This window comes from Streptomyces sp. NBC_01750 (genome assembly GCF_035918095.1).
Classification (GTDB): Bacteria; Actinomycetota; Actinomycetes; order Streptomycetales; family Streptomycetaceae; genus Streptomyces.
Genome location: NZ_CP109137.1, coordinates 3481628 through 3495798 on the forward strand (window position 1 = coordinate 3481628; position 14171 = coordinate 3495798).

Here is a 14171-nt window from a genome sequence, read left to right on the forward strand (position 1 = left end):
AATCATAGGGGTTGGCCCAAGAGGGAAGCAGGACCAAGCCACATCCTGCTCGTGCGCCACCTCCGGGTCCGCCGCCTGTGCCACTCCACCGCCATCTGCTCCCGTGACTAGACACCCTCGTGTCCTGAGCGGACGCCTTGGCTACGTAGATCAGGGGACGCCTGCTCGACAACTCGCCGGAGTGGCTGCGGTGCGCCCCGATGCCCATCGCAACCACTCCAGAAGCCGTCCGATCGCGTTGCCGTCAAAGCATCTGAGGGATGCCAATTCAGTACGGAAGGGAACGGCCTGCCTCTCTCATCAGACGCTCATAGGTGGCAACGAACTCGTCAAGCGCCTCCTTAATCTCCATTGCAGAGAATCGACCGTCCTCGACAGCTCCTGATTCGAGTTCACTCACAAGACCGCCTGCAACTTCTCTCAGCGAGTTGAGTGTGTCCCCTTGGATTAGCAGTCCAGGAAACTGCCGACTGGCGCGAGACGCCAGGGCGCAATTGCCACTCTCCCCGAGGAGCTCAATCTCCATCAACTCCTACCCCCTTGGATGGAACGTAATGTAGGGAGCACCTTCAGCCAGCTCGCTAGTGAAGATGTCGTATCGCCTGCCGTAGCCAAGCTCGACTGCGCCTTGAGGTAGAGAGCTTTTCACGGAATGCTTCGTCCTGCTATTGATGCCGGTGATCACGTAGTCCCAATCGGATTCAGGCCCAGCCTTCCCAATGGATCGACTTCCCACAACAGATATGGGATGGCCGATACGGTCGGCCGCATTTTGGATTCTGGCTCGTTCCGACCCCGTTAGATTATCCAGCGACGCGCCGTTCCCGACCTCCACGCCACAGAAACCGTTTGAATTATGCACGAGGACGGGAGTCTCGCCTGCCAGCACATAGTACGTGTGCAGGTCGTCCACGGTGAGGTTGTAGGTCCGAGCATGCTTGGCAAAGGCGCGATTGCCCGCCACAGCGAGGGTGGTGCCGTCATCCGTGAGCAGTCTCATGCCAGGCTTGAGCTTGCCAGCTTCGACCCACTGCTTCTCAGACGGTGACCAGAAGGGATGCTCGTGCGTGGCGGTGAGTTTCTTCGGGCCGTCCTCAGTCGAGATCGTCAGTTCGTTGAAGTGCTTGTCAGCTTCGGTGACGATGAGGCGGGTTACCTTACGCTTCCCGGACTTTCCGCTCACGGGATCAGTCGCAAGCACTTCATCACCGAGTCTGACATCCTCGATGACCTTTACGGAACCATCAGCCATCAAAACGTCAGTGCCGGCGAGGAAGCATCTACACCCACTCAGAGCTTTCGCTATCGCACCGGATTCCCCGTTGGCTGCGATCGAACTCGCTGCGGCTCTTCTGGCTGCTGCCCATTCCACTCCTGCACCAACGAGATAGAGCCCGACGGTGACCGCAGCCTCGCCGCAATTCTCTCCCTTGAAAACACACCGCCCGACGACCTTGACTCCGAACGGATCGTCACCGACTTCCAGCAGCCCCGCCGCCTTCGCCGTGCCGCAGAAGCCCACATAGTTGGAACTAGGCCCATCAGGCCGAGAGCAATTATTCTTGGCCCACTTCTCTATCCGGTAGCCATAGGTATCCTGGTCGGCATATCCAGCCGCATAGTTGCTCAGTTCCTTGTACGGGGGCATTCGGATGCCGTCGATCATCGGCTGGCCGTCGCTTGATGTGCCTCCACCGCCACCACTGGCTGTTCCGCCAGTGCTTTCGGTGCCGCCGCCGCTGGTGATGTTGCCGGAAGTGTCGTAGCAGCCTTCGGTAGTGCAGCCCGGGCCGTGGGATGGCTGCCACGCCGAGTTGTCCGCGTTGGCACTGCATCCGTCGCAGAACAAGCCGCTGGGGTCCGAGGACGTGACCGGCGCGTTGTTGGCGTAGGCGTAGCCGTTGAGGGACTGATGTTGGTCAGGAGCCAGGACAGGGTCGACGCTGATGAACTGACCGATGCCGGGGTCGTATTCGCGGGCGCCGATGTGGGTCAGGCCCGTCGTAGTGTCGGCCGGCTTGCCGAGGAACGCCTTGTCGTCCGGCCAAGTTCCCACCGCTCCCCCGCGCGGAGCGCCGAACGGGGTCGTGAAGCGCTTGGTGATCGCCTGAGTTGTGGCATCCAGCGCCAGACTGCCCGTGCCGTGGTGATCGCCCGCCAGGAACGAGAGCTTCGACGTGCCCGACTCATTCGTACGGAGTGCGATCGTCTGCGGGCCCGCCGCGTATGCGCGGGTCGCCCAGGTCTTCTTCGACGTGCCCGCGACCTTGTGATGGATCTCCGTCGCGCCCAGGTACAGGACGCTCTCCCCGTCCCCGCCAGCCCGGCGGATCAGGAGCGTGCCCTCCGCGTCGTAGAGGTAGCTCGTCTTCTTCGCCCCCTCGGCCAGGGTGGCGATCTTGCCTTCGGCATTCCAGGTCAGGTCCTGGGTGACGCCGGTCGGGCCCGAGCGCTTGGTGGTGTTTCCCGTCTTGTCGTAGCCGTAGCCCGGCGTGACACCCGTGCAGTCCGGCGTCTTCTTCGTCGCAGTCAACGTGTGGCGCTGAGACGTGCTCGTGTAGCAGTAGTTGGTGGTCGTCGCGGCGCCGGTCACGGGAGTCACGGTCTCGGTGGCCCGCTGGCCGGCTGTGTTGTAGGTGTAGCCGTTCCGGTACGGCGCCGGGCCGCCCAGGGTCTTGCTCGTGCAGTCGTCCGTCGACGGCGTCCACGCCTCCGTCAGACGGCGTTGACCGTCGTAGGCGAAGCACTGGATGTCGGTCGCGAGCGCAGGCGCCGCATTGGGGGTGTCGGCGATCTTCGTTACATTGCCCGCGTCGTCGTACACGTAGCTCAGATCCTGCGGCTTGTACGGAGCGGTCTGAGGCGTCGTCACAAAGGAGCGGGTGAGACGGTCCGTGCCCGGCTCGTACCGGTTGTCGACGTACGTCATTTTGGCTTCCGCCGATGCGGAGACTCCGAGCGTCAGCTGCTGTGGCAGCCCCAGCTCGCTGTAGCTCGCACCTTGCAAGTAGCCCGACGTTCCCGAGTAGACGGCGGTCGGCTGGCCGGTGGGTGTGTAGCGGTTCTCGATCGTCTCCGCGGGTAGTCCGCCGGCCGCCGGTTCGGTGGAGTTCTGCACAGTGCCGTCGAGGTTGAAGGCACCCTCGAAGGTGTAACTGGTCTGTGCGGCACCGGCCAGGACGAGCGGCTCGTTGGCGTCCAGCAGCAGCTGTGTCTTCGTGGGCCGGTAGAGGGTGTCGTAGGTGACAATCTTCTTCGTGTACGCCTTGCCGGTCGCCCCGCCGTCATAGCGCGTGGAACTGTCTCCGTATCCCTTGGCCAGGGTGTCGAAGGTCCACGCTGCAAGCTTGTTGGCGTCCGTACGGGCAGAGGACCAGAGGCCGGTCTTGCGGCCGAGCTCGTCATAGCCGTAGAGCACTCGCTTGCCCGCTGAGTCTTCGGTCCAGTCGACCTGGTCCAAGGCCGTGTATTCGGTCTTGGAAGTGCCCTTGTCCGGGTCCGTCGCACTGACCTGACGGCCAAAGAGGTCATAGGTATAGGACCACTTGGCACCGTCCGGTCCGGTGATCGTGTCCTGCTGGGCATCGCGCGTGTACGTGAAGGACGTGGAGGTGTACGGGACGCCGAGACCGCCGCCGTATGCGGCATCGGCGGGATCTGGGCCCGCGTACTCACGGCGCTCGACCGCACGGCCGAGGGCATCGGTGATGACCCGGGTGGCCTGTCCTCCGCTCACCGCGCTCGTCGCCGTGGAGTCACCCGTGTAACTCGTGGTCGTGGTCCACTTCTTCACACCGAAGACATGGAAGCTGCTGCTCGTGGCGCGCCCGGCACCGTCGAAGACGGTGGCGATCTGCTTGGGCGCACCTCCGTATTCGGCACGGGCGTACGTGCCGTTCGGTGTCTTGGCGGTGTCGTAGATGTCTGCGTACGTCTCGTAGGCCAGGCCACGCGAGTCGTATCGCGTGTCCGTGAGCAGACGCCCGCCGTTCGGTGTCGGACTTTGTGTCTGCAGCGGGCGGAGCAGCGAGTCGAAGATCGCGTACGACGTCGTCACCGTGTCCGAGGACTTGATCGTCGAGGTGGCGATGGAGGGGGCCACGCCTCGCTTGAGCGTGTACGCGAAGGTCATGCTGGCCGACTGGCCGCCGTCCTTGCTGCGGTTCGGCAGCCAGACTCCCGTGAGGCGCCCCAGACCGTCGTACGTCTGCTCGGTCTTCTTCGAGTTGGCGTCGTAGGTGCGCAGTGGCAGTCCGCGCACGCCGTCGAGGAAAGTGATCGTCTTGTGGGTCTTGGGGTTGGTGACAATCGTCTTCGTGAGGATTCCGGCGCCGACCGGGGTGTAGTCCGTTGTCGTCGGCCGGCCGGCCGTGTCCGTCACCCTGCGGGGACGGCCGAGAGTGTCGTACGTGGCCTTGGCCATCGTCTGCCAGGTCGACGGGTGGCGTTCGCCACCCGTCGTGGTGGCCGGATAGGCGGAAGCACGGCCGGTCCAGGTCGCCTCGCCCTTTGTGAGGGTCTGGCCGGTCGACCAGGCAGTTGCATCGGCGTTGTCGTAGACGATCGCGGTGTCGGACAGGACGTCTTCGCGTGTGGCCGCCGACGCGGGCAGTTTGAGGTCTTCCTCCGCGATCGCACAGACACGGCCGACCGTACGAGTGCGGGAGACCAGACTGTTGATGCCTCTCGCGTCATTGCGTGCGTACCAGGTACGGGTGCATGTGTCGTCGTTGCCGTCCGCGATGTCGCCCGTGTTGTCGACCTCGTACGCCATGCCGTAGGTGTCGTACTTAGCGATCGCCCTCGCCGTGCGCCAGGTCTTGGGCACGGTGAGGTAGGTGTGCGTGGACTGGGTCCCGGTACGCACGAAGTACGACTCGATGTCGGCGTACGACTTGTGCTGCGTGGCAGTCCTGGCCGACCAGGGGGTGTTGACCGTGACGCCGACGGGGCTGCCGCCGTTGTAGGTGATCTGCTGGCGGGTGAAACCGGCGTACTGGTCCGCGTCGACGGCGTCGGGAACGTCCAGCCCGCTGAAGTCGATGCCGGGCACGTTCACACTCCGGGTGCCGCCCGCCTTCCGGGGGTCGCCGTGCATGCCCTGGAGGTAACTCGTCACGGTCCGGGAACGGGTACCGGTGGAGGCGCCGGTCTGGACGGTGACTTTCTGGTAGCCGCGCCAGATGGACCAGGTGCGCTCGTCGGCGGCGACGAAGGGGCTGTCGTTGAAGTGCCAGGCGGGGTCCTCATACGTGTACGCGTTCTCGACCAGTTCGCCGGAGCCGGACGGGTCCGCGGTGGTCACGGCGGTGACGCGGTACTTGTGGAACCAGTCCAGCGTCGCGTCCGTCGCGCCGTTGATGTTCCAGTACTGCGGATAGCAGGACTCGGCGTTGCTGTCCTCCGCGGCAGGCATCCGCGAACCGCGCACGCACTCCGGGTCGTTGTACGTGACCGTCGTGATGGCGCCGGCTTCCGATGTGATGGTGCTCACGCGAGGGCGGGTGAGCGGGAGGATGTTGCCTCCGCCCGGCTGAGTGCCGCCGGCGACCCGGTTGGGCCGCTTGAGGTACGTGAACGACACCGGATCGAGCGTGATGGCCGTCCCGGTGTGACCGGTGCGCTGGATGCTGTCCAGCCTGAGCGTCTGGTCGGAGGAGTCGGCGATGTCGCCGTTGTCCGCGTAGTTCTGCGTGAACGCCCAGGAGTCGACCGGGGTATAGGCAGTACCCGAGTACACCGCGGTGTCGATCTTGGTGAGACGCTTGCGGGAGAAGAACGCCGGGCTCTCGGCAAGACAGTCGATGTCATTGGCCCCGGAGGCGCAGATGGCGTCGTAGGGGATGTCGGGCCAGTTTTTGGAAGTGTCGTCGCCGAGCGGGGAGCAATTGGAGACCGTGCAGCGTTCGGCGTAGGTGAAGTTCACCCGGCCCGGCGCCTCGGCGGTGAAGAGCGTGTCGGAGCGCTGTCCGTAAAGGATCTTGTTCAGATAGCCGCCCGGCGTGTACGCGGCGTTGGCGGTGCCGGCCTTGTTCCTGCGGTAGTGGTTGGTTTCCGCCGTGTACCAGTACGACATGGCGTTGCCGTGGGTGTCTTCGACGTAGTCGAGGTTCCAGCGCCAGGCCTGGTTCAGCCAGCGGTCGCCGAAGGCGTCGCCCTGGGTGTATCCGGGCTCGCCGGTGTCGTCGCCGAAGACGGGAGCGGTCCATACGGAGTTGGTCCGCTCAGTGCCTGCGCCGCTCAGCTTGTTGAGACCGAACACGTACTTCGTGCCGTCGCCGGTGGTGACGGTCCAGTGTTCACCGTTGTCGTCGCCGTTGGCGGCGCCCGTGCCGTAGGCGACGGTCGACGCGTCGTCGTTCTTCAGTCGCCACTTGCCGGTGATGTCGTCCTTGACCAGTTCGGTCGACCTGCCGTTGAGGACGAGGGAGGCGTTCTCGTACTTCCAGCACAGGTCGTACTGCTTGTCGTGCCCGTCCTTGTCGCACGAGCCGTAATTTCGCTCGATGTAGGAGACGGTGGACAGGTCGAAGCCCTCGCCGACCGAGGTGCCCTGGTTGTTCGTCGCGGCGGTGCGGCCGTCGATGCTGCCCGAGTCGTACGTCAGATTCAGGGACGGTGACGGACCCGCGGCGGCCTTGGGGGCATCCATCGGATACGACCAGGTGAACGAGCCCGACGATCCGCCGGCCTCCCAGGTCGAGGAGGAGGCGAGTGGGGTGGCGGAGTAGTCACCGGCTCCGGAGGGGGACGGCCCGGGGCCCGAGGCCGTCACGGCGAGCACGGTCGGGGCGGCCAGACTCACGGCGGCCGACAGGCTCTGGGCGCGCACGGCATTGCGGGAGTTCAGTGGGGTGAGCGTGCGGCACTTGGCGAGCTTGGGCGTGGTCAGCGCACAGGCGGGGAGCTGCGAGAGCCGCAGTCGGCTGGACCAGCCGCCGCCGATGGCGGAGGCGAAGGAGGCGTAGTCGACGGTCAGTTCGGCCTTGCCGGGCTGGTTCGTCTGCGCGGTGAGCAGGACACCGCGCACCCCGGCCGCCTTGGTGGTCTTGCGGTCGAGGACGCTGATGCTGGCTTGGCCGGCGACAGTACGGGCAGGCTTGGCAGACATGCCGGTCTTGACGGTCACGGGGATCCCACCCACCGTGGCTCGCGCGCTAGTACCCGTGAGCGACATCGTGGCGGTCCCGGGGCCCGGCCAGTGGGCACGTTGCTGCTGGGAGGCCCTGGCGGCATCGGAGGCGTTGCCGGCCCTCTCCTGGGCCACTCGCTCGCGCGCCTTCCTGGCACCGGGGGCGCTCAGCTCCTTGACCTTGCCCTCGCGCGGCTTGGGAACCACGGGGCGGCCTGGACCGCCGTCGGCCGCCTGTGCCGCTTGCGCGACGGGGCTCAGCCCGGCCGGCACGGCGAGGACCGCCGCGAGGGCCGTGACCACCCAGCCCCGCGCTCTGGTGCGTCTGTGACGTGCTGTTGAACCCCTGCCCATGACCCCAACCCCCATGATGTCGCGTACGCACAGCCGTACGTACGCGCCGATGCAGCTCAAGAAGTGCGTTGCGGAACGCGATGGCCCGATCGCCCGGTCCGGGTGGGACCACCACTTGCCGCGGAACGCGATGTGGTGGTCCCACCCGGAGCCGGGCGGTCAGTCGCCCATCACGGCCTTGATCTGGTCCTTGCCGGCCATGGCTCCTGCCCAGAGACGGACCTCACCGATCCGCGCGGGGAGGAAGTGGCCCCAGGCCGTGGAGCTGTAGCCCTTTCCCACGGAGAGGTCGCCCGAGCCGACGAGGGCGGAGTAGGCCTTGTCGCTGTCGTTCTGTTCCAGGCCGACGTACAGGCGGATGACGGGGCCGTCTTCGGAAAGGGCGTCGAAGATGCCGGTCAGGCGGACGGGGGAACCGAGAGCAGCGTCCTCGTCGGAGCTGACCCAGGTGCTTGTGCCGTCCTTGTTGACGCGGCCGAACCGCCAGTAGCCGACGGGCACGGTGTGCTCGTTGCCGTCGTCGTCGACCTCGGTCTTCGTGCCGGTCAGCTCGAACCAGAGGCCCCAGGAGGAGCCGTCGGCGGTGCGCTGTCCGGCGACCTGCCCGACGTATCCGGCCTGTTTGGTCAGCAACTTGGCCTTGTCCAGCTGAACAGTGGTGGTGACAGTGAAGGACGCGGAGTCGTCGACCACGGGGCCTGCGGTGGTCGCGGCACCGTCCGAGCCGTCCAGGACGATGGACTCACCATCGAGCGTGGCGCCGCCGGCCAATGACACGGTGCGCCCGTAGCCGGAGGTCGTGTCGGCGACAGTGGTGCCGCTCGCGCCCTCGGCGTTCCAGCTCCCGACCAGTTCGACGTCCGGGAGACCGGACGTGCCGGACAGGGTGCGGGCTTCTCTGGCAACTTCTTCGGGCTCCAAGGCGCGCTGCCAGACGGCGACTTCGTCGATGGATCCGGCGAAGTAGTCTGTGTAGACGTCGCCGTACATCAGGCGGCCGATCTGCAACGGGCCGTCCGCGCTCCAGGCGTTACCAGTACTGATCGTTCCCTGCAATTGACCGTTGATGTAGAAGCTGGCCGTGTGGGCAGCCACATCATGAATTCCAGTGACGTGCGTCCAGACCCCCTTCGGCACAGACTGCTTCGCCTTGATCTCATGCGCGTTCGAACCGCCAACGGACGACGTCGACAGCACACGCATTCTCCAGCCCGAGGTTCCGTGGGACACCATGAAAGGGCTGTACTGACGATCCCACGGGCTGCTGGTGGATGACTGCTGGCTCAGGGCCGTAACGGTTTTGGTGGCCGAGGGGTTCAGTCGCACCCATGCTGAAACCGTGTAGGACGACCGGGTCTCGAGTACCGGCCCGGACGTTGCGGCGTATCCCGTTGCACCGTCGAGTTGCAGGCCCTTGTCCTGCTTCGGCGTCTCCAGCGGATTGCCCTGAGCGTCGTAACGGAGTTCCCCTCGGCGCCCTCGGTCGTCGCGAACCGCACCGGCAGAAAGCGTCGCGTTGTCCTGGTTGGCGGCGTCCGTGGCCGACGAGTCCAGGGCCTGGCCCGAGTCCTCGTCGAAATGCCATCGGCCGACGGGCCCCGCTCCTTCCCGTACCAGGAACGACACCACCTGCGACGCACCCGGGCGGCCCACATTGTCCCTGGCCCGTACCTCCAGTTGGTACGTACCAGGGAGCTGCGGCGTGATCATCTCTGTCACACTCGCGCCGGTGTTCTTCGGTTTTCTCCACACCGTTTCGGTCGACTGCTTGTATTCGTAGGCGACATTGTTCCCGTCACCGGTCGCGGGAGAGAAGGTGAAGGAGCCCGATGTGCCCGGACCGCCGCCCGGTGCGCAGGCCGTCGTGGTGCAGGGCGTGTATGTGGAGTTGAGCGTCACCGTCGGCGCCTTCGGGGCCGACTTGTCGACCTTGAAGTAGCAGGCCACACTGCCGGGCGAGGTCAGCCAGTTCCCGAAGTTGTTCCAGTACGACCTCGTCCACGCCTGCACACGGTAGAGAGGCCCCTCCTCAAGTGCCTGCGGCACCGAGGGCTTGGTCGCCTGCCCCGTACCGAGATAACCGGATGTCGGTGACATGAAGTCCGGAAGCGCGGTCCACGTCGTGCCGGTCTGCTTCTGCACCTGGAAACGGACCCGGAGCTGCGCCTCGGGTGACCCGCCGACCACGGTGCGCGCGGTGGCCGACACCTGTGGCGTGGGGTCGCTGATCGTCCCAGGATTATCGATCTTCGTCGAGCAGGACAGTCCGGTTCCCGTGACGAAGCCGAACGGTGTGGGGTAGTTGGGCTTACCGACGTAGTCGACGACAAGCGTCGCGTCGTTCTTGAACCGCTTCCAGGCGCTGGCATCCCCCTCGTCGTGGGCCCTGAGCATGAGCGTCAGCCGTGCGAACTTGCCCGCCGCGAAGTTGCGCACCGTCGCCGTGAGGTTCTCGTTCGTCTCGTCCGCGTTGTCCGCGAAATCGATGGGAGCGTCCGGGGTGTCTGGGTCGCAGAGTGAGCCCCGGCCTGCCGAGACGTTCCTGTCGACCATCAGATCCAGCTCGCCGGGGCGGCTGGACCATGCCGTCGACGAGGAGATGTTGTTCGTACGGACCAGATCCACCCAGCGCGGATCGCACTGGAACGCCCAGGGTTCGGTCACCCGGAAGGTCGCACCCAGGATGTGCTTGCCCGCAAGATTGGCCGGCGAGAACTCGTAGTAGAGCCGCTGCACATAGCCGGGGCCGCAGTAGTAGCCGCCCCATGTGCCGCACTTGCCGACGCCCTTGCCCCGTTCACCGCCGTCTTCGTCCTGGTTGTCGAAGTTGTAGAACCTGTACCCGTCCGAGCGCAGCAAGGTCCGCTCCGCCTCGCCCCAGCTGACCGTCGGGTCGATGTAGAGCGGGAAGGCCGAAGCGTCGGTCTCCTTGAGCATCTTCGCGTCAGGGGCCAGGCTGATGGCGTTCCTACCCACCTGGATGGGCAGATCTGCCGTCTCATCTCCTGGGACGGGTCCGGCGGTGCGGTCCCCATGCGCGGCGGGCCTCGTCGTCGCTGCCCGTGCCGAGGCAGCCGGTCCGGCCGCCGGTGAAGCCTTGCCCGACGAGTCCCACATCATCGCGGGAGGAGCGGAGAACACCTCGGTGGCGTTGGCGTCCACCGCCGTCATTCCACCGCCCTCGGTCGGAGACAGCTTCAGCGTGGTGGCATTCGCCGAGAACGTGATCTTCTTCAGTTCCGGGTCGGAAGCCGCTTTGGGCGTCTTGACCACCAGAACCTCGCGGAAGCCCTCGACCGTGGCCGTCATCCGCAGGTCGATGTCCGGGAGGACGTTCGCATACACGGCGCTGTTGCCGTCGAGCGCGGGCTCGGGCAGTCGGCCCGGCCAACCCAACGCCAGGGTCCTGCCGTCGCGGGCGATCTTCACCAGGCCGGCGCCGGTGCCGCCACCCGAGAATGTCAGGTCGACTGCTGCCGCCTTCGGCGCGACGGTCCCGTCAGAACGATTCTCCAGCGTGGCGTCCGGCTTGACCCAGGAGCCGCCCCGGCTCTTCACCCGGACCGGGACCGCCGACTGTTCGAGCCGGAAGGTGAAGCCGTCGGTATTGGCGTACGTAGTGGCGAACTCGGTACGCGCGCCGACGACCTCGACGCGCTTGCCCGTTTCAGCAGCACGGGCGAGTGCTCTCTGCTCCGCACTGGCCGACGGACCGGCGGCATGCGCCGGAGCGGACATGAGCACCGGCATCCCGGCCCACGCAAGCGTCCCGACCAGGGACGCCGTGATGGTTCTTCGGCGCCACCTTTTCAAGGCATGTGCAGACATTCCCCGTCCCCCACCCCGATAAGAACAAACGTTCTCAAGCCTGCCGCATGCTCTCCGTTACGGCCTGCACACGTCAAAGGTTTAGGAGGGCGAGTCCCTCACGTCGGAACGACGTGGCTGGTTCCACACCCCGGGAAGGCCGAGATTTCGGCCGACCGACATGTTCCCCATGCCGGAGGTTGGCTCAAATTCGATCACCGACCACCACCGGAAACACCGCCGGCGCCGACTCCCGAAGGACCCGGCGCCGTGGCTCGGCGAGTGTGCGGTTACTTGTCCTGCTGCTTGCGCCAGCGAATTCCCGCCTCGAGGAAGCCGTCGATCTCGCCGTCAAGTACCGACTGGGGGTTGCCCACTTCGAACTCCGTACGCAGGTCCTTGACCATCTGGTACGGATGCAGGACGTACGAACGCATCTGGTTTCCCCAGGAGTTGCCGCCGTCGCTCTTGCCGAGGGAGTCCATGAGGGCCTGCTCCTCCTGGCGGCGGCGCTCAAGGAGCTTGGCCTGGAGGACGTTCATCGCGCTCGCCTTGTTCTGGATCTGGGAGCGCTCGTTCTGGCAGGAGACGACAATGCCGGTCGGGATATGCGTGATGCGCACGGCGGAGTCCGTCGTGTTGACGCCCTGACCACCGGGTCCTGAGGCGCGGTAGACGTCCACGCGCAATTCGGACTCGTCGATCTCGACATGGTCGCTCTGCTCGACGACCGGAAGCACCTCGACGCCGGCGAAGGACGTCTGGCGGCGGCCCTGGTTGTCGAAGGGCGAGATGCGCACCAGCCGGTGCGTGCCCTGCTCGACGGAGAGCGTGCCGTAGGCGTACGGCGCCCGCACGACGAAGGTGGTCGACTTGATGCCGGCCTCTTCCGCGTACGACGTCTCGTAGACCTCGGTGGAGTAGTTGTGACGCTCGGCCCAGCGCAGATACATGCGCTGCAGGCGCTCGGCGAAGTCGGAGGCGTCGACGCCGCCGGCCTCGGCACGGATGTTGACCAGCGCCTCGCGCTCGTCGTACTCGCCGGACAGGAGCGTGCGGACTTCCATCTCGTCCAGCGCCTTGCGGACCGCCGCGAGCTCGGACTCGGCCTCGGCCTGTGTGTCCGCGTCGTCCTCGTCCTCGGCGAGCTCGAAGAGCACACCCAGGTCGTCGATCCGCCCACGGAGCGCCTCGGTCTTGCGGAGCTCGGCCTGGAGGTGCGAAAGCTTGCTGGTGATCTTCTGTGCCGCCTCCGGGTCGTCCCAGAGGGACGGTGCCGCGGCCTGCTCCTCGAGCACAGCGATGTCTGCCCTCATCCTGTCGAGGTCCAGGACGGCCTCGATCGACCCCATGGTCGAGGAGAGGGACTTCAGCTCTTCGGATACATCGACGACTGCCACGCCCCCAGCGTAACGGCTGGGCGCGACACGCCGACCCCCTAGGGTTCGGAGGGTGCCGACTGCTTCGAGTCCTGCGGCGGCGCTTGCGTACCGTCGTCGCTCGTGGCCAGCCAGCCGCCGACGCCCACCGCCGCGGCCAGCACCAGTGCCGCCACGCCCAGGGTGATGCGGCGCTTGCGCACGGCGTCCGACTTGTGGCGGGCCGAGCCCGGGCGACGTTGGCCGGGGCTGCGGGGTGCGCGCGCCGTGCCACGGGCGCCTCCCGCCAGCTCGTCCGGGGCCGGGACACGCATCGAGGTGTGGGTGTCGCGGTTGGAGTCGGCGGAGGCGGCGCCGGGGACGAGCGGGACGGCGCCGCGGCGGCGGCGGGGCTCGTCGGGAGTGGCAGGGGTCACGTCCTCGTACGGCTCCGAGGGCGGCTCGGCGTCCGGCTCGTCGACGTCCAGCGGCGGCATGCCCGCGAGCAGCGGGAGCAGGTCGTGGAGGCGGGCGGCCAGCTCGGAGGCGCGAAGGCGGGACGCGGGGGCCTTGGCCAGGCACTGGACGATGAGCTGCCACAGCTCGTCGGGGATGCCGGGGAGCGGGACCACGGTCTCGGTGACATGGCGGCGCAGGACAGCGCCGGGGTGGCCGCCGCCGAAGGGTGTGAAGCCCGCGAGAAGCTCGTACAGGACGGTGGCGAGGGCGTAGATGTCGACCGCGGCCCGCGGCGGCAGGCCCTCGACGATCTCGGGGGCGACGTAGTCGGGCGTGCCGATGATGCCCGGGGGGTTCGGGGCATGTCCCCCCGGGGGGCGCAGCGCTTTGGTGCGGCGCGGGGTGTCGATCAGCTTGGCGACGCCGAAGTCGGTGAGCAGCGCCGGGTGCGACCCGGCAGGGCCGAGCGGGCCCTCCATGTCGAGGAGGATGTTCTCCGGCTTGACGTCGCGGTGGACGACTCCGGCGGCATGGGCCGCGGCGAGGCCGTCGGCGACGTCCGCGATGATCGCGACCGCCGCTTCGGGGGCGAGGCGGCGCTCCCGGTCGAGGCGGGTGCGCAGATCGGTGCCGCGGACGAGGTCCATCACGAGCGCGAGGTCATTGCCGTCGACGACGAGGTCGCGGACGCCGACGACCCTGGGGTGGTCGAGCCCGAGCAGGGCCGTGCGCTCCTGGACGAAGCGCCCGACAAGCTCCTGGTCAGAGGCCAGGTCCTCGCGCAACAGCTTGATGGCGACGGGCCCTTCGGGTCCCTCGCCGAGCCACACCGTGCCGGCGCTGCCCCGCCCCAGGATCTGGTGGGCCGTGTACCGGCTGCCGATATTCCGTGCCAAGACTGCTCCCTCAGCGGCTGGCGTTGCCCGCTGTGTCTACCCGGGGGACGACCCCCGGACCCCCAGCCAGGAAAAGGGCCGGGCACCGTGACCGACGGCGACACGCGAGGCGCACCTGAGTAACGTACGCGGCCATCCGGGGGCTGTGTGCCCCGGATGGCGCCA

5 protein-coding genes are annotated in these 14171 nt (G+C 66.8%); all 5 read right to left on the reverse strand.

Features of this window, described 5'->3' with window-relative positions; translation table 11 throughout:
* Nucleotides 1-268: 268 nt before the first annotated feature.
* Nucleotides 269-526 carry a DUF6959 family protein gene (locus OG966_RS40810; protein WP_406731845.1) on the reverse strand — a complete coding sequence of 86 codons (258 nt, stop codon included), beginning with the start codon at nt 524-526 and terminating at the stop codon, nt 269-271.
* A 6-nt stretch (nt 527-532) separates the two neighbouring features.
* Complete coding sequence (locus OG966_RS15650; RefSeq protein ID WP_406731843.1) at nt 533-7486, reverse strand: polymorphic toxin-type HINT domain-containing protein; 6954 nt, start codon at nt 7484-7486, stop codon at nt 533-535.
* Between the two features lie 159 nt (nt 7487-7645).
* A complete protein-coding gene (locus tag OG966_RS15655) occupies nt 7646-11224 on the reverse strand; it encodes a LamG domain-containing protein (protein WP_326650242.1) in 3579 nt (1192 codons plus the stop codon).
* A 359-nt stretch (nt 11225-11583) separates the two neighbouring features.
* Nucleotides 11584-12693 carry a peptide chain release factor 2 gene (prfB, locus tag OG966_RS15660; protein ID WP_326650244.1) on the reverse strand — a complete coding sequence of 370 codons (1110 nt, stop codon included), beginning with the start codon at nt 12691-12693 and terminating at the stop codon, nt 11584-11586.
* A 38-nt stretch (nt 12694-12731) separates the two neighbouring features.
* Nucleotides 12732-14006, reverse strand: a complete 1275-nt coding sequence (locus OG966_RS15665; RefSeq protein WP_326650246.1) for a serine/threonine-protein kinase — start codon at nt 14004-14006, stop codon at nt 12732-12734.
* Nucleotides 14007-14171 lie beyond the last annotated feature (165 nt).

Excerpts from the sequence above, each read along its gene's own strand:
- OG966_RS40810 (WP_406731845.1), bottom strand. The coding sequence starts at position 526 with ATGGAGATTGAGCTCCTCGGGGAGAGTGGCAATTGCGCCCTGGCGTCT.
- OG966_RS15650 (WP_406731843.1), bottom strand. The coding sequence starts at position 7,486 with ATGGGCAGGGGTTCAACAGCACGTCACAGACGCACCAGAGCGCGGGGC.
- OG966_RS15655 (WP_326650242.1), bottom strand. The coding sequence starts at position 11,224 with ATGTCCGCTCCGGCGCATGCCGCCGGTCCGTCGGCCAGTGCGGAGCAG.